The 18,550-nt window shown below is 44.0% G+C and carries 19 protein-coding genes; 6 read left to right on the forward strand and 13 right to left on the reverse strand.

Features of this window, described 5'->3' with window-relative positions:
* Window positions 1-72 precede the first annotated feature (72 nt).
* Complete coding sequence (gene purD / locus DYADSP32_RS20545) at window positions 73-1,362, reverse strand: phosphoribosylamine--glycine ligase (RefSeq protein ID WP_149241007.1); 1,290 nt, start codon at window positions 1,360-1,362, stop codon at window positions 73-75.
* A 62-nt stretch (window positions 1,363-1,424) separates the two neighbouring features.
* Window positions 1,425-3,635 carry a DNA helicase RecQ gene (recQ, locus tag DYADSP32_RS20550; RefSeq protein WP_149241006.1) on the reverse strand — a complete coding sequence of 737 codons (2,211 nt, stop codon included), beginning with the start codon at window positions 3,633-3,635 and terminating at the stop codon, window positions 1,425-1,427.
* A gap of 94 nt (window positions 3,636-3,729) precedes the next feature.
* Here recQ and DYADSP32_RS20555 point away from each other — a divergent pair, with 94 nt between their 5' ends.
* Window positions 3,730-4,704, forward strand: a complete 975-nt coding sequence (locus DYADSP32_RS20555) for a KpsF/GutQ family sugar-phosphate isomerase (RefSeq protein WP_149241005.1) — start codon at window positions 3,730-3,732, stop codon at window positions 4,702-4,704.
* 39 nt (window positions 4,705-4,743) lie between these two features.
* Here the strand turns inward: DYADSP32_RS20555 and DYADSP32_RS20560 are convergent, their stop codons facing one another.
* The 7 genes from DYADSP32_RS20560 to rpmG form a co-directional block, all read right to left on the reverse strand.
* Entirely contained in the window at window positions 4,744-5,217 is a 474-nt protein-coding gene (locus DYADSP32_RS20560) for a DUF4293 domain-containing protein (protein WP_149241004.1), read from the reverse strand.
* Window positions 5,218-5,353: 136 nt separating this feature from the next.
* Window positions 5,354-5,650, reverse strand: a complete 297-nt coding sequence (locus DYADSP32_RS20565) for a DUF5615 family PIN-like protein (protein WP_149241003.1) — start codon at window positions 5,648-5,650, stop codon at window positions 5,354-5,356.
* The gene (locus DYADSP32_RS20570; protein WP_149241002.1) at window positions 5,650-5,880 is read right to left on the reverse strand and encodes a DUF433 domain-containing protein; all 231 of its coding nucleotides are present in this window, start codon (window positions 5,878-5,880) and stop codon (window positions 5,650-5,652) included. The genes DYADSP32_RS20565 and DYADSP32_RS20570 overlap by 1 nt, the downstream gene beginning before the upstream one ends.
* 69 nt (window positions 5,881-5,949) lie before the next feature.
* Window positions 5,950-7,260, reverse strand: a complete 1,311-nt coding sequence (gene rimO, locus DYADSP32_RS20575; RefSeq protein ID WP_149241001.1) for a 30S ribosomal protein S12 methylthiotransferase RimO — start codon at window positions 7,258-7,260, stop codon at window positions 5,950-5,952.
* Between the two features lie 280 nt (window positions 7,261-7,540).
* Complete coding sequence (gene ftsY, locus DYADSP32_RS20580; RefSeq protein ID WP_149241000.1) at window positions 7,541-8,503, reverse strand: signal recognition particle-docking protein FtsY; 963 nt, start codon at window positions 8,501-8,503, stop codon at window positions 7,541-7,543.
* Between the two features lie 181 nt (window positions 8,504-8,684).
* Complete coding sequence (locus DYADSP32_RS20585) at window positions 8,685-8,837, reverse strand: DUF4295 domain-containing protein (protein ID WP_149240999.1); 153 nt, start codon at window positions 8,835-8,837, stop codon at window positions 8,685-8,687.
* A 99-nt stretch (window positions 8,838-8,936) separates the two neighbouring features.
* Window positions 8,937-9,119 (reverse strand): 50S ribosomal protein L33, encoded by a 183-nt coding sequence (gene rpmG / locus DYADSP32_RS20590; RefSeq protein WP_149240998.1) that lies wholly within the window; start codon window positions 9,117-9,119, stop codon window positions 8,937-8,939.
* 279 nt (window positions 9,120-9,398) lie between these two features.
* Between rpmG and DYADSP32_RS20595 the strand changes: the two genes are divergently transcribed.
* The 3 genes from DYADSP32_RS20595 (at window position 9,399) to DYADSP32_RS20605 (ending at window position 12,729) form a co-directional block, all read left to right on the forward strand.
* On the forward strand, window positions 9,399-9,941 hold the full coding sequence (locus tag DYADSP32_RS20595) for a hypothetical protein (RefSeq protein WP_149240997.1): 543 nt from the start codon (window positions 9,399-9,401) through the stop codon (window positions 9,939-9,941).
* Between the two features lie 92 nt (window positions 9,942-10,033).
* Window positions 10,034-11,530, forward strand: coding sequence for an Asp-tRNA(Asn)/Glu-tRNA(Gln) amidotransferase subunit GatB (gatB, locus tag DYADSP32_RS20600; protein WP_149240996.1), 1,497 nt, complete (start codon window positions 10,034-10,036; stop codon window positions 11,528-11,530).
* Window positions 11,531-11,571: 41 nt separating this feature from the next.
* Complete coding sequence (locus DYADSP32_RS20605; protein WP_414617932.1) at window positions 11,572-12,729, forward strand: redoxin domain-containing protein; 1,158 nt, start codon at window positions 11,572-11,574, stop codon at window positions 12,727-12,729.
* 87 nt (window positions 12,730-12,816) lie between these two features.
* Here the strand turns inward: DYADSP32_RS20605 and DYADSP32_RS20610 are convergent, their stop codons facing one another.
* Complete coding sequence (locus DYADSP32_RS20610; protein WP_414617933.1) at window positions 12,817-13,677, reverse strand: NAD-dependent dehydratase; 861 nt, start codon at window positions 13,675-13,677, stop codon at window positions 12,817-12,819.
* Window positions 13,678-13,792: 115 nt separating this feature from the next.
* Between DYADSP32_RS20610 and DYADSP32_RS20615 the strand changes: the two genes are divergently transcribed.
* Window positions 13,793-14,752 (forward strand): gliding motility protein, encoded by a 960-nt coding sequence (locus tag DYADSP32_RS20615; protein WP_149240993.1) that lies wholly within the window; start codon window positions 13,793-13,795, stop codon window positions 14,750-14,752.
* A gap of 131 nt (window positions 14,753-14,883) precedes the next feature.
* Window positions 14,884-15,963: a complex I subunit 1/NuoH family protein gene (locus DYADSP32_RS20620; RefSeq protein WP_414617934.1), complete on the forward strand. Its 1,080-nt coding sequence runs from the start codon at window positions 14,884-14,886 to the stop codon at window positions 15,961-15,963.
* A gap of 48 nt (window positions 15,964-16,011) precedes the next feature.
* Here the strand turns inward: DYADSP32_RS20620 and DYADSP32_RS20625 are convergent, their stop codons facing one another.
* The 3 genes from DYADSP32_RS20625 to DYADSP32_RS20635 all read right to left on the reverse strand — a co-directional run bounded on the left by DYADSP32_RS20625 (window position 16,012) and on the right by DYADSP32_RS20635 (window position 18,448).
* A complete protein-coding gene (locus DYADSP32_RS20625; RefSeq protein ID WP_414618179.1) occupies window positions 16,012-16,413 on the reverse strand; it encodes a DUF3299 domain-containing protein in 402 nt (133 codons plus the stop codon).
* Window positions 16,414-16,517: 104 nt separating this feature from the next.
* The gene (locus tag DYADSP32_RS20630; protein WP_149240990.1) at window positions 16,518-17,759 is read right to left on the reverse strand and encodes an FtsX-like permease family protein; all 1,242 of its coding nucleotides are present in this window, start codon (window positions 17,757-17,759) and stop codon (window positions 16,518-16,520) included.
* Window positions 17,760-17,824: 65 nt separating this feature from the next.
* A complete protein-coding gene (locus DYADSP32_RS20635) occupies window positions 17,825-18,448 on the reverse strand; it encodes an ATP-binding cassette domain-containing protein (RefSeq protein ID WP_149240989.1) in 624 nt (207 codons plus the stop codon).
* Window positions 18,449-18,550: the final 102 nt, after the last annotated feature.

An 18,550-nucleotide genomic window follows, 5' to 3' on the forward strand; every position in this document is an offset into this window, starting at 1 on the left:
GGAGACTCCTGATTCCTTAGTACCACAGCCTCCAGACCCGCATGATCCACATCCCATAGCTTTTCGTATTGTTCAATCGTTATAACGAATTAAATCCATACCTATATCGTGACGAAAGTATTTCCCTTCAAATTGCACTGCCTGTGCAGCGCGCTGCGATTTATGAACAGCATTTTCGAGGGAATTGGCGACGCCTGTAAGCGCCATAACACGCCCTCCGTTCGTTACGATTTCGGTATTTCCATTTAGTGTAGTTCCTGCATGATACACGAACACATCTTCCACTTTCTCACTTCCGGTTATTACTTTCCCTTTCTCGTATTCCTCTGGGTAACCTCCCGAAACCAGTACGGTTGTGACAGCTACCTGGGGTGATATTTTGATCTCCGCATCATTCAGGGTTCCTTTTCCGGCCGAAGCCAGAAGCGCAAGGAAATCGGATTGAATCCGGGGTAGCACAACTTCAGTTTCCGGGTCGCCCATCCGTACATTGTATTCAATCACGTAAGGCTCCCCTTTGATATTCATCAAACCAATGAATATGAAGCCAACATATTTTATTCCCTCACTTTTAAGCCCGAGAAGCGTAGGTTTCACAACTTTTTCTTCCACGCGCCGCAAGAAATTGGCATCTGCAAACGCAACGGGCGACACGGCGCCCATACCACCCGTATTCAGGCCAGTGTCATTTTCGCCGATACGTTTGTAATCTTTGGCTTCTGGTAGCATTTTATAATGCTCTCCATCACAAAGTACAAAGACTGAAAGTTCAATTCCTTTCAGAAATTGTTCGACGACCACCTTGTTTCCGGCAGAACCAAATTTGCCATCCACGAGCATTTCGGTGAACGCATTTTCGGCATCTATATGCTTTTCGGCAATAATAACTCCTTTTCCTGCTGCCAGCCCATCCGCTTTGAGTACGATCGGCAAGGGGTGGCTTTCGAGATATTCCAGGCCAATCGCCAGCGTTTCGGCTGTAAAAGTACGGGAGGATGCGGTGGGGATGCCATATTTTTGCATGAACATCTTGGAGAAATCCTTGCTTCCCTCCAATTGCGCCCCGGCCTTGTCAGGACCAATAATTTTAAGCTTTTTGAATTCGCTACGTTGTTCAAAGTAGTTTACAATCCCCAATACCAATGGCTCCTCCGGCCCTACAAGTAACAGATCAATACTATTTTTTTCAACAGCTTCTGCAACGGCATCAAAATCATTATAGGATATGGGCAAATTGGTTGCCAATTCACTGGTTCCGGCGTTCCCCGGGGCAACAAACAAATTGTCGCACAGGGGGCTTTGGGTAATTTTCCAGGCAAAAGCGTGTTCACGGCCGCCAGATCCCAATATTAGTATATTCATAACTTGTTAATAAATTTTGTCAAACAGAACACGATCAACAGAGGGTTTTATGTTAAGAAAGGTCAGTTTGCCAATTCTGATAAAAACTTAATGCGGACTAGTCTCAACTCTTCTTCACTTACTTCATCACCGGAAAATTCTTCCAGAGCGGCAGCAATATTATCCGTTTCCGCAGTCATAAAATAGTCGTATATATCCTGCTGACGCTCCCGGTCAATAACCTGATTGATGTAATAATCCAGATTTAGCTTGGTGCCGGAATAGCAAATGTGCTCTACTTCTTCGATCACCTCTGCCAGTGCGAGATCTTTCACCTCGGCAATTTCATCCAGGCTGATCTTGCGATCCACCTGCTGGATAATGAAAATTTTAATTTTGGACTTGTTGACCGTCGATTTGATCACTACATCTTTGGCCGTTTCGATATCGTTCTCTTCCACATACCGGGTGATGAGATCAATAAACTGTCGTCCAAATTTCTGCACCTTCCCCATCCCGACGCCATTGATCTGGGCCATTTCCTGTTGGGTGGTGGGATAGGTGGTAGCCATTTCTTCAAGGGAAGGATCCTGAAAGATAACGTACGGAGGAAGATTTTTTTCCTTAGCTACTTTTTTGCGAAGTGCTTTGAGCATCCCCAGCAGTGCTTCGTCGTAGGCATGTGCACTTCCGCCTGTGGCATCTTTGTCTTCGTCCTCATTCTTAATTCCTTCCTCTTCCTCGAAGTTATGGTCCTTATGCAGCGTAATCGGATAAGGGTCGTTAATGTAGTTAATCCCTTTTTCCCCTATTTTGAGAATACCATAGTTTTCAACGTCTTTTTCGAGGTAATTGAGAATGACGAGCTGGCGGATAGCCGAAATCCAGTAATCACGGCCTTCATGAAGCTCCGAGCCTTTGCCAAAAACATCCAGCTTGTCGTGCTCATAACTTCTGACATACTGATTATCTGTTGCGGTTAGAAGATCCGTAATATGTTCACCGTCAAATCGCTGCTCCGTTAGCAGGACAGCTCTTAAGATCAGAATGGCCTCTTCCTGCACTTTGGTTTTTTCGGTAGGGTGCAGGCAATTGTCGCAGAAGCCGCAATCCTTTTCCATATATTCACCAAAATAGCTCAAAAGCTGACGTCGTCGGCAACTACCGAGTGTGGAATAGGCCACCATTTCATTCAAAAGGTGCCGGGCATTATCGCGCTCCGTGACGGTTTTGTCCTTATTGAATTTTTCAAGTTTCTGGATATCGTCGTAGCTATAAAACATGAGACAATTTCCTTCAAGACCATCGCGTCCGGCACGACCCGTCTCCTGATAGTAACCTTCCAATGATTTGGGTACGTCGTAGTGAATGACAAAACGGACATCGGGCTTGTCTATACCCATTCCAAAAGCAATGGTTGCCACAATGACATCGGCCTCCTCATTCAGAAATGCATCCTGGTTAGCCATCCGGGTGTTGCTGTCGAGACCTGCATGATAAGGCAGTGCCTTTACATCATTTACAGATAACAGCTCAGCAATTTCTTCAACCGTTTTACGGCTGAGGCAGTATACAATGCCCGACTTCCCTTTGTTGTGTCGAACGTATTTGATAAGCTGTTTCTTGGTATCCCGTTTCGGACGTATTTCGTAGTAAAGGTTTTTTCTGTTGAAGGACGACTTAAATGTTTCGGCCTCCTCCATCTGCAGATTCTTGCGAATATCCTGCTGAACTTTGGGTGTTGCTGTGGCAGTTAACGCAATGATGGGCAGGTTACCAATATTTTCAATAATGCCATAAATTCTGCGGTATTCCGGACGAAAATCGTGCCCCCATTCTGAAATACAATGCGCTTCATCTATGGCTACAAAGGAGATTTTCACTTTTTTCAAAAAGTCCAGATTATCCTCTTTAGTGAGGGATTCGGGAGCTATGTAAAGAAGTTTAAGGCTACCATCCAACGCATCGTTTTTGACGCGTGTCATTTCAGCTTTGGTAAGTGTAGAGTTGAGAAACTGTGCATTGATTCCAAAGGCAGTCAGCTGATCCACCTGATTTTTCATCAGGGCGATGAGGGGGGAGATCACAATCGTCATGCCTTCGGTTACCAGCGCCGGCAGCTGGTAGCAAAGCGACTTCCCCGCACCCGTTGGCATTATTACAAAAGTATTCTTACCCAATAGGATATTTTGGATGATAACTTCCTGTTCTCCCCGGAATTGACTGTAACCAAATATCTCTTTAAGCTTTTCTTTTAACGTGTCTAATACGACGGCATCAACTTTCTTTACCATACTTTGTAAGCAAAATGGTTATCCCAAAGTTCTATATCTTTGCTTTTTTTAATCGATAACTACAATAGGTTCTAAATAAAACTGTCTTTCAGATTTGAAATTAATAAAAAATATTCAGTCCATAGCAAAAGATGTGATACAGCAGGAAGCAAAAGCTGTGCAAAATCTTGCAGATAGGATTGATGAAGATTTTGAGAAATGTGTTTGGACAATTTTAAATTGCGGAGGCAGGGTTGTGATATCCGGAATAGGCAAAAGCGCTATTGTGGGACAAAAAATCGTAGCTACCTTGAATTCAACTGGTACGCCCGCTTTGTTCATGCATGCAGCCGACGCCATACACGGCGATTTGGGGATGATCCAGGAGCATGACGTTGTGATTGCTATCTCAAAAAGCGGTGATACGCCTGAAATAAAAGTTTTGGTTCCACTTCTCAAACGTACCGGTGTCCGGATTATAGCCATGGTGAGTAACAGGGATTCTTACCTGGGACGCAATGCGCACCATATTCTGCATGCATATTGTCCCCAGGAGGCAGATCCGCTTAATCTGGCGCCCACAACCAGCACTACGGTTGCCATGGCGCTTGGGGATGCGTTGGCCATTTGCCTGCTGGAAGCCAGGGGTTTTACGCATCAGGATTTTGCTAAATATCATCCGGGAGGAGCTCTGGGAAAAAGATTGTATCTTAAAATAAGTGATATTTATCCCAATAATGCCGTTCCCAAAGTCCTGGAAGGGGCAAGCTTGCAGGAAGTGATTATGGAAATTACGTCCAGGAGGCTAGGGGCCACGGCGGTTATCAATGCAGAGGGCGGGATGGCTGGAATTATTACCGACGGAGATTTGCGGCGTATGCTTAATTTACATCCTGGCAGAGATTTTCTGGATCTTAAGGCACGAGACATTATGAGCCCTTCACCTATTAGTGTGCATCCGGAAGAATATGCCGTAAATGCCCTCGAACTGATGCAGTCCAAAAGTATTACACAGGTCGTAGTGCTGGAGGATGATGTAGTGAGAGGCTTTGTGCACTTGCATGACCTGCTCAGAGAAGGATTGGTGTAAAAATACCCCCGCTCGGTAGAATGGGGATATTTTTTTGCTTTATCTCAATCGGTTCGACTTCTGAACAGTTCTTTCGTCTTTCCTTATAAAACGGTTGGCAAACACGTTGGCAAGCATAGCTGCAATGAGTCCGTAAAAGCCGATATCATAATTTCCAGGTAATTCCGGTTCAAAAAGTTTTGCCGTTTTGTAAAAAGTAAAGTATATGATTAATCCCATCATCACGGTCATCAACATGGAGTTAGCAGCGCATAATGCCGACTGAAGCACACGATTTTTGAAACTGATCAGGGCGTAGCCCGATACAGCGGCAACCAGCAGGGCAAGTACAGCCAGGTAATAGAGCGGAGTGACCTCAGACTGCGTGCCGTTGATCTGGTGGGTAAGTTTGGTGGCAGTCAGCAAAGCACTTTCACCGGAAGCAGCAACTTTGGTCCAAACCGGAAAGCTGACAAAAACACCCATTCCTATTACGGCAATGGCTAAAAAGATAGTTTGTATTCTTTGTAACATGAGTTTTTAATTGATTGGGCAAAATTTGATCACAAAAATACGATACTTTGATTTGACGGGCAAAGTCGGATTTTGGTGTTATCGAGAAAATCTCTATTTGATTCGGATTTTGGTGTCGCCCACAACTGTAAAGCGATTAACAATCTGTTCGCCATATAAATGCAGGACTCTTATAACAATGGCTGCTATTTCCTCCGGTAGATGAAAGACGAAGTAAAATTACACCCCGATGCTGAAGTTTTTGGCGGATGACAAGGTCACTAAAATCTTTGTCATTGGTAAGGAGGATACAATCAAGTTCCCGGGCAACGGAAAGAACGAAATTGTCGTTTTCTCCCTGATACAACTCCATAATAGACAACACTTCTAAGCCACTATCCCTGATTTTTCTGACAACGGGATAGTCGATATTTTCGTCTGCCAATATACGCATCAGGCAGCAATATTATGGATAATCTCGTTTCTTACTGAATCCGCTGCATATAGTAAACAAGCTCTTATAGAATCGGGGGAGAGGTGCGGGAAGGATTCCATAAGCTGTTCCATTGTCCATCCATTACCTAATCTCTCCAATAATAGTTCAACCGTAATACGGGTCCCTTTAATAACAGGTTTTCCTGTCATCACTTCGGGATTAAGGGATATGTATTGCTGCCAATTCATCCTTTATTTCGTTTGGAATTATGCAAATATAAGTAGTATCGAATTATGAAACATGTTCCATTGGCGTCTTTACTGTATCACCTCTCCATATAGATCAAACTCTTCTGCACTGGTAATCTTTACATTTGCAAAATCTCCGAGTCTTACATACTGACTTGCCGGAACAAGTACCTCATTATCCACCTCAGGAGAATCAAATTCGGTTCTCCCAATAAAATGCCCTCCCTCTTTCCGGTCAAAAAGCACCTTAACCGTTCTTCCGATCTTTTGTTGGTTTAATTCGTATGAAATTCCCTGTTGTAATTCCATGATCGCATCCGCACGTTCCTGTTTTATTTCAGCCGGTATGTCGTCGGGCATGGTGTAGGAATGGGTATTGTCTTCATGGGAATACTGGAATGCACCCAGGCGGTCAAACCGCATTTTTTCAACAAACTCGTAGGTTTCATCAAAGAGTGCTTCTGTTTCACCCGGGTGACCTACTATCAGCGTGGTCCTTAACGCGATCTCAGGAATCTTTTCACGGATCGCTTCTATCAGCGCTTCCGTTTTCTCTCTGGTAATACCCCGACGCATCGACTTCAGAATTTCCGATGACCCGGATTGCAACGGCATGTCCAGATACTTGCAGATATTGCTCCGCTCTTTCATCACATCCAGAACATCCATCGGAAATCCTGCCGGGTAGGCATATTGCAGGCGGATCCATTCAATTCCTTCTACATCAGACAGCTGTGCGAGCAGATCCGACAAATTTCTTTTTTTATAAATGTCCAGTCCGTAGTAAGTCAGATCCTGAGCAATCAGAATCAGCTCTTTCGTGCCGCGTTTGGCCAGAGACTTTGCTTCTTTTACAAGGTCTTCAATCGAACGGGAAATATGTCCACCCCGCATAATGGGTATGGCGCAAAAGCTGCAGGGGCGGTCACATCCCTCTGCAATTTTGAGATAGGCATAGTGGGTGGGTGTGGTGAGCAGTCGTTCCCCAACCAGCTCATGCTTGTAATCGGCTTTCAGCGTTTTGAGCAGGCGCGGAAGTTCATTGGTCCCAAACCAGGCATCGACGGTGGGCATTTCAACGGCAAGCTCGTCTTTGTATCGATGTGACAAGCACCCCGTAACATAAACTTTGTCCACAATTCCTGCAGCCTTTGCGTCAACGTAGCGCAATATGGTGTTGATGGATTCTTCCTTCGCATTATCGATAAAACCGCAGGTATTGATTACAACGATTTCTGAATTATCCTTTTTAGCTTCATGGTCTACCACAAATCCATTGCCTTTCAGCTGGGTATAAAGCACTTCGGAGTCAACCAGGTTTTTGGAACATCCAAGTGTTACTATGTTTACTTTATTTTTAATTATTCCTTTGGTCTTCATCTTATGAGCTATCAGCTGTTAGCGATCAGCTATTAGCTTAATTTTTTAGTTAGAAAAAGAGATTTTTATGCAATCAATTTATCGTACGTTGCCGGTATTGATATTGCAAAATAGATGCAAAGATCGGTAAATTTGAATAGGAAGTCATATGTTAATAACAGAGAAAGCAAGTCTTGGTATATGTATGGCTATCTCTTTCAGGAACCATGATGACTCTGGAAGAGAAGTTGAATCAGTAAAACCCGCTATCACTTGTGACTACTTCCGGTACCGGAGTTAATTACCCTATTTTCTTAAACAACGAGTCCACAAATTCACTGCGGTCAAAAACCTGAAGATCATCCATTCGCTCCCCAACGCCAATGTACTTAACCGGAATTTTAAACTCGTCGGAGATACCGATTACCACACCTCCTTTGGCCGTGCCGTCCAGCTTGGTGATTGCCAGCGCTGTTATTTCTGTAACCTTGGTAAATTCACGTGCCTGAATCACAGCATTTTGTCCTGTGCTTCCATCCAATACGAGCAACACCTCATGAGGTGCATCCGGGATGATCTTTTGCATTACCCGTTTAATTTTGGAAAGTTCGTTCATCAGATTCACTTTCGTGTGCAAACGTCCGGCTGTATCAATGATAATCACATCCGCACCCACTTCCATCCCTTTTTTTAGAGCATCATAGGCAACAGCGGAAGGGTCTGTGTTCATGCCGTGGTCTATCACAGGAACGTCTACACGTTTTCCCCATAACTTCAATTGCTCCACAGCCGCAGCCCGGAATGTGTCGGCTGCGCCCAGCACTACCTTGTGCCCCCGTTGGTGAAACTGATGTGCAAGTTTGCCTATGGTAGTAGTTTTCCCAACACCGTTAACGCCCACAACCATAATCACAAATGGCTTGGGAAGGTGCTCGGTTTCGAAGCTATCCGTAATATCTACCGATTTGTTTTCCGTTAAAAGCGCTGCAATTTCTTCCCGTAAAATAACGTCCAGCTCTTCGGCACCTGTATATTTATCCCGGGCAACGCGTTCTTCAATCCGTTTGATAATTTTTACAGTGGTCTCCACACCCACATCGGAGCTGACGAGGATGTCTTCCAGTTCATCAAGAACATCTTCATCGATGGTGGTTTTGCCTACCAGTGCTCGGGATAGCTTTCCAAAGAAACTTTCCTTGGTTTTTTCTAATCCTTTATCAAGTGTTTCTTTTTTTTCTTTTGAAAAAAAACCAAATAAACTCATACAAATGTGGGGTGTTAAGTCAGCTGTTCCAAGATCACCACAGAAGCTTTATCCGTATGGCAATCTGTTTTACAACCCAAAAATAAAACAAAAAAGTCCCAAAAGGGACTTTTCAGAAATTGAAAATCTTAAGCGGTTCGTTAAAACCGATAACATCGTATGTAAAACGAAGGATGTTGCCTTAGTTTTTCAAAGCTGCCTGTACACCATCAAGAGGTACAATCTCCTCTTTGAAAGTGTAAGCTCCTGTTTTAGGAGATTTTACGGCTTTAATCACTTTGGCAAATGATTTACCACCTTCTTTTTTCAGCGTAGCAACTACTTTCTTTGCCATATCTGTATATTGTTAAAATTGTTCGTTATATGTGGTAATAAACTTTGTCTTTTGTTGTGACCGCATGAATCATGAAGCCTCAATAAAAACGAAGTCTGCTTACTTAATTTCTTTGTGCATGGTATATCTCCTCAAAAAAGAATTGAATTTTTTCAATTCCATACGGCCAGGCGTATTTTTACGATTTTTGGTAGTCACGTAGCGCGACATGCCCGGAACACCAGTTGTTTTTTGTTCGGTGCACTCCAATATTACCTGTACTCTATTACCTTTCTTAGCCATTACTTTACATCGTTTTACAAATAGGACTGCAAAAGTAATTACATTAGATAATATTTGCAAAGATATTTTTCGATTTAAGAATTTATTTTATTCAAATCAGATATATAAAAATTGCATAACTATCTTATTGTCAAATTTTTATATCTGTTTTGGCGTTGCCAAATTTGACTGTTTTATAATTTTTATGAAGGAAATCTAATCCAAACTTGCTTTCTTCGTGTGGTAATTGATCGGCAAACCCGACAATCTGGCGAAAATCCCTTAAATTCTTTTACAAAAATGACACTTAAAAAAATGACTTCTTTGGCTGCTATCGCTTTGGTAGCCTCAGTTTGGATCGGTTGCTCTTCAAAGGAGGACAAAGAATCTTATGATAAATATTATGGAACAGGGAGCAAGGTAAGGGAAGAGGAAGCGCTGGTAGCGATTCAGAATGAAAAGAAGAACCCCAAGCCAGAGGTAGCTGTCGCTGCCCCCGCTGCTGCTTCCAGCACGGCAGCACCGGCCAAGGATTCTACCGGCCAGGTAGCAACTTCTGCCGAACCGGTTGCGGAGGCAAAGCCAAAAAGGAAAGCTGTACCGGCTGAGGTATCAGCGCTTTTGAATAAACATGCGTGTTTTGCATGTCATCAGGCGTACGATAAAGTAATAGGCCCAGCCTACTCGGAGGTTGCCAAAAAGAAATATACGGCGGATCAAATTGTTGAGTTGGTTCATAGTCCAAAACCGGAACACTGGCCAGGTTATCCGCCGATGGCTCCTATGGCACATGTTCCTAAGGCGGATATTGTAGTAATAGCCAACTGGATCAACGGTTTATAATTTACGGAAAGTAGTTGCTTTTACAGAAATACGGGTCGTTCATATTCATGGACGACCCGTATTTGTATCTTTGCATAGAATTTGCAATCACTATGACACAAACCTTGATAAACCCTTCTGATTTGAGTGAAGAACTTTTGGCCACCTATGAAACGGTAATTGGTCTGGAAGTTCATTGTCAACTTATGACCGAATCGAAGCTTTTTGCTCAGGACAGAAACCAATTTGGTACCGAACCAAATACCAACATTGGTCCTCTTACCCTGGCATTACCCGGAACCCTTCCAAAGCTTAATAAAAAGGCGGTGGAGTATGCGGTAAAAATGGGCCTTGCCTGTGGATGCTCCATTAGCTCCAAAACCATATTTGATCGGAAAAATTATTTTTATCCTGATCTGCCAAAAGGGTATCAGATTTCACAGGACAAAAAGCCAATCTGCGAAAACGGTGGCGTTGCCATTGCTATAAAGAACAAAGAGGGAGAAATTGTAGAAAAACTGATCCGGTTCCATCATATTCACCTGGAAGAGGATGCAGGGAAGTCGGTACATGATGGCAACGAGGATGACACCCTGCTTGATTATAACCGGGCTGGTACCCCGTTGGTTGAAATGGTATCGGAGCCGGACCTGCGTTCAGCGGAAGAAACGGGTGCGTTCGTTACGGAGATACGCCGTCTGGTTCGTTACCTCAATATCAGTGATGGGAACATGGAAGAAGGTTCTCTGCGCTGTGACGTCAACGTGTCGTTGAGAAAATTGGGGGAGACAACACTTGGGACAAAAGTTGAAATCAAGAATATGAATTCAATTCGTAACATGATGCGGGCAATTGTCTATGAAACCAGGCGTCAGGTAGCCATATTGGAAAGCGGTGAGAGGATTATACAGGAAACCAGAATGTTTGAGGTAGAGTCGGGAAAGACTTACGGCATGCGGGTCAAGGAAACCATGAACGACTATCGCTACTTCCCCGATCCGGATTTGAGCCCGGTGGTAATATCTGATGAATGGCTCAGTTCCATCCGGTCGGCGATGCCCGCCCTGCCAAAGGAATTACGACGCAAATTCACAGAAGTGTATGGGATTCCTTCGTATGACGCATTGGTACTTACAGGTACAAAGGAGATTGCAGATTATTTTGAAGCGGTGTGTTTGGCAACCCAATTTTACAAATCAGCTTCCAACTGGTTGATGGGTCCGGTAAAGTCGTTCCTGAATGAAAACAGTGTGGAGATCGGGTCGTTTGCGATTCGGCCACAAAAGCTTGCAGAATTGATAGAGATAACGGAATCTGGCCTGGTGAGTAATTCGGTGGCATCACAAAAGATATTTCCCATTTTACTCCTGGAGCCGGAGAGATCGGCCGAAGAAATCGCGGTTGCAAATAACTGGATACAAAACAGCAATACGAGTGAGCTGGAAACGTTGGTAGATGAGGTAATATCCTCTATGCCAGATAAAGTGGCAGCTTATCGAAAGGGTAAAAAAGGGTTACTAGGCCTCTTTGTTGGGGAAATAATGAAAAAGTCCAATGGCTCTGCGGATCCGAAACTTGTAAATCAATTACTTAATCAAAAGCTGTCCTAGCATTGCCGTTGAATGTTTCAAAGACCTAATTCAAAATGAACATGAAGAAGTTAACAGGAAAGGATTTCTTAATAAACGGATTGCTGTTTTTTACAGTCATTTTTGCTGTGCAGGCCCAGATAGCGCCTAAGGATTTCACCCTCAAAGGAAATGTTAAGAACGGAGTCAAAGGTGAAAAAATCATTCTGCTGAAATCCTTGCCCAATGGCGGGGCTTTAAAATTGGATTCTACACAACTTGCCACAGACGGCTCTTTTTCTATCACCAGTTCGGAAAAGGATGGTGGTGGCTTTTATTCGCTGGACCTCGCAAATCGACAAAAAATCGTTTTGCTGATTGAAGGCGGTGAAACGATCAATATTCAGGCCGATGGCTTTACTAAAAATGCCCAGGGTGTTGAGGGTAAAGCTCAGCTATCGGGATCAAAAAACATGGAGTACTATGCCAAAATTGATCAGATTATGCGGGCGTTTTCGTCAAAGGTGACTGTTTGGAATGAAGAATTTACGAAAGCTGAGGAAAAGAAGGATACCAGGAAAGTTCAGGAAATTCAGCAGGCCTACGAAAAGGCCAATCAACTGAGGCTTGAAGAGATCAGGCGCCTGTTGCCAGAAATGGGTACTTCGCTGGTAGCGCTTTTCACTGCAAACAATTTTCTGAATCCGGAAATGGATCTGGCGATATTAAAAAAGCTTGCTGCTGATTTTGAAAAGGTTACGCCCACGCCAACCATCGCACAGGGTTTTATCGGGCAGGTAAAGCGTATGGCTGGGTTGTCGCTGGGAGAGGAAGCGCCTGATTTCACACTAAACGATCCGGATGGAAAACCGATCACCCTGTCATCACTTCGTGGAAAATTGGTGCTCATCGATTTCTGGGCCTCCTGGTGTGGACCTTGTCGTCAGGAAAATCCGAACGTAGTTAGGATGTATGACAAATTTAAGGACAAAGGATTTTCCATCTACGGCGTTTCGCTTGACAAAGATGCAAGTCCCTGGAAGGCAGCCATTAAGAAAGACAATCTGACCTGGTTGCATGGCTCAGATTTGAAATTCTGGAATTCCGTCGTGGCACAGACTTATGGTGTGAAGGCTATTCCAGCCACTTTTTTGGTAGATAAAGATGGAAAGATAATCGCCAAGAACCTTCGCGGCCCTGCTCTGGAGGCCAAGCTGACAGAGCTCCTGGGTGCGCAATAAACGGTAGACTTTGGTACTGCAACAAGCCGCAAAGTAACGATTGCGGCTTGTTGCGTTTATACTGGTTTGGCGCCACCTGGCCAACATTTATAGATTCGGATTATAATAGAAGTCCAAGGGATCAGCGTATTTGAAATGATAGTTGTAAAAATCATCCAGTTTTTGTCCTGATATAATTTTGAAATCGGGTGAACTGGCCGCACTGGAAAATGTGGGGGCCTCCCAGCCAAATTCAATACAACCTTTAAGGTATACTTCTCTTCTTGTCGGATGAAGAGGAGCTACCAGGTTGAAAGTTTCGTTTTTTGTTCCCGACTTTATGATCTCAACGATAATTCCTACTGCATCGTCACGGTGAATATAATTGACCGGCAAAGATCCTGTGGTGATCTCCTTTTGTCCCGCCACATATTTTGCCGGAATCCTGTTGTATCCTAATAAGCCGCCCAATCTTAGAATGCTTACGATTCGTTCGGGTCTTAGGGCTGCCAATGCGGTTTCGACCTGGACTATGGCCGGAGAGGCTGACTCGCCCGGCTCCGTGATATCCTCTTCCAACACAACACGATTAAGGTCTGGATAAACGCTTGTGGAACTCGTGTATATAATCTCCTTCACTGGAGCGTTTTTCAGGTGTTCAATCACGGACCGGATTTGCTGTACATGAAAATCATGGCCTGCCTTTGCCAGTTTGGGTGGCACAGATATGATCAGAATATCGGTGTCTAGAAATGACCTGATGCTTTCCGGGTCTCCCTTAAAATCAGGTGACAGATCAATGCCGTAACCTTTAATGCCCGATGCATTGAAAAGTGCCAGCCTGGAATCAGAAGTCGTACTGCCCTTCAAATCATTCGAAATATTCAGCTCCACCAGTCGTTGAGCTAATGGAAGTCCAAGCCAGCCGCAACCCAGAATGCTGATCCGTTTTTTTTCTACTTTTGTCATGTTCGTTTTCAAACTACTTACTGTGAAATCTATTTTGTCGTCTCATTCTCGCAAACCACTTGTATGCCGCGCAAAATACGGCTTTTTGCTTTTGAGCTTTTTAGCTGTTTATACTATGTCCTGCAAAACGGGAGGACAGAAAGATACCGATGTAGGTTCAATTCAAATGGAAGTGTCATCGGAAAATCTGGACAAAGCTTTATTGGCCAGTAAGTCGGTTGAGGATGTACAACAGTTTTTGAATAAACATTCTTATCTCAAAGCGCTTTACTTTTCTGATTTCAGGCAGGATCCGTTGGCATTGGCCACTCAACTGCACGCTGTGTTACAAAATCCGGATTTCAGGCGTTTTAATAACGAGCTGGATTCTTTAATCGGTAACCGTGATTCGGTGATCGTAAAGCCGTTGCATGACGCATTCAAAAGAATAAAACATTACTATCCCGAGTTTAAAGCGCCAAAGATAAAATTTATTGTTACCGGATTCACCGGCAATGATCTTTATGTATCCGATTCGCTTATCATCATCGGACTGGATTACTTCGGCGGGCCCCAGGCGCGTTTCCGGCCCGATGTATATGCTTATCAGCTGGCACGTTATCAGCGTGATCATCTTGTTCCTTCTATTATTTTCTTCATGGCCGCCAAATACAATAAAATAAATGCTCAGGATCGGACACTGCTGAACGACATGGTTGGTTTTGGTAAGGACTATGCATTTGCAAAAAAGATGCTTCCTGAAACTCCGGAAAGTATCATTCTGGGTTTTACCGATGACGACTTACAAAAAATATACAATAGTCAAACAGACATCTGGGCCTTCTTTATTACGGGAAAGCTGCTTTATGAGAAGTCGGATTTAACCAAGCAGAAATACATTGGCGAAAGACCTTTCACCACCGAGATTGGCAACAAAGTCCCTGGTGGAATTGGCAGATGGCTGGGCTGGCGTATTGTGGATATGTATCAAAAACAAAATCCTGATGTGACGTTGCCGCAACTAATGCAAATGGACAATGCTGTAAACTTGTTGCAGGAATCGGGATATAATGGGCAAAAAGACGAAGAGGAATAAGTTTTTCACTACTTTTGAGTCTCGTTTTCTGTGGGTGGCTGGCAACATTTTGAGATTTTTAAAAATGAGAGCCATGGCTCCCGACTGGCATTTTAACCGGAGAGACCTCTGTCGATTTAAATTGTAATCTCTTGACGTTAATTATATTCCTTCTCCTTGTGCCTGGCTTTGTGGTGATAGGCGTCTACCTGGAACGTAAAGTTTCGGCGTTTATCCAGGATCGGATGGGTCCTATGGAAGTAGGAAAGTGGGGGTTACTTCAGCTTTTTGCCGACCTTCTGAAATTGCTTCAAAAGGAAGATATTGTACCCAAAGCAGCAGATAGGCGTCTGTTTCTGATAGCGCCAGTTGTAATTTTCATTTCCATTTTTACCGGTTTTGCGGTTGTGCCACTGGCGCCAGACCTGTCGGGTTCAGGTTCTGCTATTGGTGTATTTTTTTTGCTGACCATCGTGTCTATAGATGTGGTTGGCCTGTTGATGGCAGGCTGGGGGTCCAATAACAAGTTTGCCCTGTATGGTGCCATGCGCGCAGTCGCACAAATTATTTCCTACGAGATACCCCTTGGTCTGTCGGTTCTTTGTGCAGTGATGCTTTGTCAAACACTTGATTTGCAGTTGATAAGCTTTCAGCAAGGGGTGTATTCTACTGACACCATTTACCTTTTCGGACAAAAGAGCCTGGGGGTGGACGTCACGCAGGTAGGTGGCTTTCTTTCCTGGAATATCATTAGAAATCCCTTTTTACTACTGGCTTATGTGGTCTTTTTTATAGCATCTCTGGCAGAATGCAACAGAGCCCCGTTCGATTTGCCGGAAGGGGAATCGGAGCTGGTAGCAGGATTTCACACCGAATATTCGGGTATGCGCTGGGCGCTTTTTATGCTTTCCGAGTACGGGATGATGCTTCTGGTTTCCTTACTGGGCGCCATACTTTTTCTGGGAAGCTGGAATACTCCATTCCCCAACCTCGGACCGATTCGACTGGCCGACTGGACCAGTGGCGAGCCGGGAAGCTGGTTTGGGTATTTAACCGGTGCTTTTTGGCTGCTGAGCAAAGCTTTTCTGGGGGTATTGGTGCAAATGTGGGCCCGGTGGACATTACCCAGGCTTCGGGTAGACCAGCTTATGTATCTGGGTTGGAAAGTGCTGACACCGGTGGGGCTGGTGTTATTCTTTATTTCAGGACTCTGGCGCCTTATCGGAATATAAGGCTTGAATAATTGTAATCTTTCAAATGGAATCAGGCAATCCTACACATTATTCGGCAATGGTTGCCCCATCCAGGATGTAATTCATCTGGTAGATATCGTCGCTGTTGAGTTTCAGCGTACCCACAAAAGTCAATCTCTCATCCGTTTTAAATTTCCTTGCATTCTTTTTGAAGTTCAGCGTCATTACCGTCTCCGGGCCGGCGCCTCCACAAAAGAAACAGGCGCTGAAAGGGAAAGCCGAAAGAACGTATAAGTTGGCATCCAGATCAACCGGTAGAACATAGCCGGTAATGCTTACCTGCTGATTCTTTAATTTTTGTACACTCGGGCCAAACGTGGGGCTGAGCATGTAGATGGATTCTTCGGCATACCATTTTTTCTTAAAAGTTACATCACGTAACGTCTCCCAGGTAAGTTTAACGGGATTTACGGCGGATGTAAATGACATCGAAGCCGTAAAGATCAATATTGCTATAAGAGGACGAATGAGTTTCATAGACATAAAGTTTGCGTAAAATGAGCCGCTTGGATGTAACAAAAATAAAAAGAATATCATTCCTCGGCCAGCGTTCTCGATATATTCAGTCGGTAAATACCTAACGAAGGTATGGCGGCCGCTATTAAACCAATTACAATGGCACCCGCAAACAGGTAGATCTCTTCTGCCAACAAGGTATTCTGGTTCAGTGAATAATGGAAATCCTGTTCTGCTGCCCTGGAAAAGAACCACAAGCCCAGGCGGCTTAGAAGAATCCCGGAAATATAGCCCAAAATCGCTAAAATGAAGCCTTCGTATAGCAACATGAAGAAAAGTTTGGTACGGGTGGCTCCCATCGAAAGTAACAGCGCCATTTCATATTTTCGTTCTTTGAGCGAATTGTAAAGTGAAATCAAAACACTGATTCCCGCTATGAAAATAATAATGGCAGCGAGCGCCCGAAGTGTTTCAATACCCACGCCCAGCATCGAAAACAGTCTGTTGATTTCAATGCTGGGCAGGGCGGCCTGCATGGATGTGTTTTGATTGATGTGTCGGGGTAGGGTTATCAGACCCATCGGGTTCCTGAATTGAATCAGGGCACTTGTAATCTCTTTTTTTTCTAAATGCGGATCCTCCGAGTTGTCTGGCGATTCTGTTTGGTGTGTGTCACCTTCTGCATGGATGCCGCCCGCTTCCTCGTGTTCATGAATGTCCCAAACACTCGAAAGGCTAGTCAGGATCAGCTGATCAATCACGGAACCATTTGCTTCAAAAATGCCGATGACTTTGTACTTTTTTTCGCCATGCGCCTCACCATTTGCGTCGAGTCCGTGCGAGCTGGCAAATGTATCACCTATGTTTAATCCCAGTGTTCTGGCAACCTTGCTGCCAATAGTTACCTCCATGGATTGAGAAAACAGAGTACCAAGGGCTGTTTTGGCCTGAAAATGTTCTGCGTATTGAGCATTGGTGCCGACGATCCTGAATCCCCTATAATTGTCACCCATGGAAAGTGGGATGATATTTTTGACGAAAGGGTTCCTTTTAAGCGCATTTACATCTTCCAGAGGGATGTTCCCCGTAGGCGCATCTATCTGGTATATGCTCGAAAGTATGAGTTGTAACGGGCTTCCTTTAGCGCCGACAACCATATCAATTCCTCTGATGTTACGCCTGAATTGCTCGTCCATTTGTTTGTTAAGTAGCAGGAGCAAAGAGATCATTCCAATGCCTAACGTAAGTAAAAGCATACTTAAAAAGCTATTCAGCTTCTTTTCTTTAAGATTAGCTAAGCTGATTTTGAAAAGATTCATTGGGTGTAGATGCGGGTAGTATGAGTCGAAAATGCTTGTGATCGATGTTATTTCTTCGGATGATTTTACAAAAACACTTGGTTTGAGAATTCATTTTTTAGTCTTTGGTCATGCGTGACTACCACCAGGCTCGCGCCGATTACCGAAGATTGTTTTTTTAACAAATCCACTACCTTCTGACAATTTTTGTCGTCAAGGCTTGAGGTGGGTTCATCCGCTAAAAGTACGCTAGGGTCGTTCATAAGCGAACGGGCTATACTCACTCTTTGCTGTTCACCCTGACTCAACTGGTTGGTTTTTTTTGACAAATGATCCACAAATCCAAGATGCTCGGCAAGGTATTCGGCCTTCTCCTTATTCTGTTTCTTTCCGGCCAGATAATTAGGCATCAGGATATTATCCAGTACGCTCAGAGAATTTACAAAATGTGCCCGCTGATATATGATGCCAATCTGTGTTGCCCGGATATGCCCGAGTTTGGATGCTGGACCTGTTACGGGAATGCCATCAATCACGATTTGGCCGGCGTTGGGCTGTAATAGCAAAGCCAGTAAATGCAGCAATGTGGTCTTCCCTTTCCCCGACTGACCCAGGATCAGCAAGGTATCGTTATTGTTACAATCAACGTCCGGGAAAGAAAAGGTTTTCGTTGAAGAATAGGAGAAACGCAGATTTTGACTTGAAATCATCTTATTGATTCATTTTTGAAGATTACAATGTTAATGAACTTTGTTAATCTTCTGAAATGAATGTGATTAAATTGACAGCGTGGATCCGCATTAAATCATTTG

The organism is Dyadobacter sp. 32 (genome assembly GCF_902506755.1).
In the GTDB taxonomy this organism is placed as follows: domain Bacteria; phylum Bacteroidota; class Bacteroidia; order Cytophagales; family Spirosomataceae; genus Dyadobacter.

Coding starts and splice junctions, on each gene's coding strand:
- purD (WP_149241007.1), bottom strand. CDS start 1,362: ATGAATATACTAATATTGGGATCTGGCGGCCGTGAACACGCTTTTGCC.
- recQ (WP_149241006.1), bottom strand. CDS start 3,635: ATGGTAAAGAAAGTTGATGCCGTCGTATTAGACACGTTAAAAGAAAAG.
- DYADSP32_RS20560 (WP_149241004.1), bottom strand. CDS start 5,217: ATGTTACAAAGAATACAAACTATCTTTTTAGCCATTGCCGTAATAGGA.
- DYADSP32_RS20565 (WP_149241003.1), bottom strand. CDS start 5,650: ATGCGTATATTGGCAGACGAAAATATCGACTATCCCGTTGTCAGAAAA.
- DYADSP32_RS20570 (WP_149241002.1), bottom strand. CDS start 5,880: ATGAATTGGCAGCAATACATATCCCTTAATCCCGAAGTGATGACAGGA.
- rimO (WP_149241001.1), bottom strand. CDS start 7,260: ATGAAGACCAAAGGAATAATTAAAAATAAAGTAAACATAGTAACACTT.
- ftsY (WP_149241000.1), bottom strand. CDS start 8,503: ATGAGTTTATTTGGTTTTTTTTCAAAAGAAAAAAAAGAAACACTTGAT.
- DYADSP32_RS20585 (WP_149240999.1), bottom strand. CDS start 8,837: ATGGCAAAGAAAGTAGTTGCTACGCTGAAAAAAGAAGGTGGTAAATCA.
- rpmG (WP_149240998.1), bottom strand. CDS start 9,119: ATGGCTAAGAAAGGTAATAGAGTACAGGTAATATTGGAGTGCACCGAA.
- DYADSP32_RS20595 (WP_149240997.1), top strand. CDS start 9,399: ATGACACTTAAAAAAATGACTTCTTTGGCTGCTATCGCTTTGGTAGCC.
- gatB (WP_149240996.1), top strand. CDS start 10,034: ATGACACAAACCTTGATAAACCCTTCTGATTTGAGTGAAGAACTTTTG.
- DYADSP32_RS20605 (WP_414617932.1), top strand. CDS start 11,572: ATGAAGAAGTTAACAGGAAAGGATTTCTTAATAAACGGATTGCTGTTT.
- DYADSP32_RS20610 (WP_414617933.1), bottom strand. CDS start 13,677: ATGACAAAAGTAGAAAAAAAACGGATCAGCATTCTGGGTTGCGGCTGG.
- DYADSP32_RS20615 (WP_149240993.1), top strand. CDS start 13,793: ATGTCCTGCAAAACGGGAGGACAGAAAGATACCGATGTAGGTTCAATT.
- DYADSP32_RS20625 (WP_414618179.1), bottom strand. CDS start 16,413: ATGTCATTTACATCCGCCGTAAATCCCGTTAAACTTACCTGGGAGACG.
- DYADSP32_RS20630 (WP_149240990.1), bottom strand. CDS start 17,759: ATGAATCTTTTCAAAATCAGCTTAGCTAATCTTAAAGAAAAGAAGCTG.
- DYADSP32_RS20635 (WP_149240989.1), bottom strand. CDS start 18,448: ATGATTTCAAGTCAAAATCTGCGTTTCTCCTATTCTTCAACGAAAACC.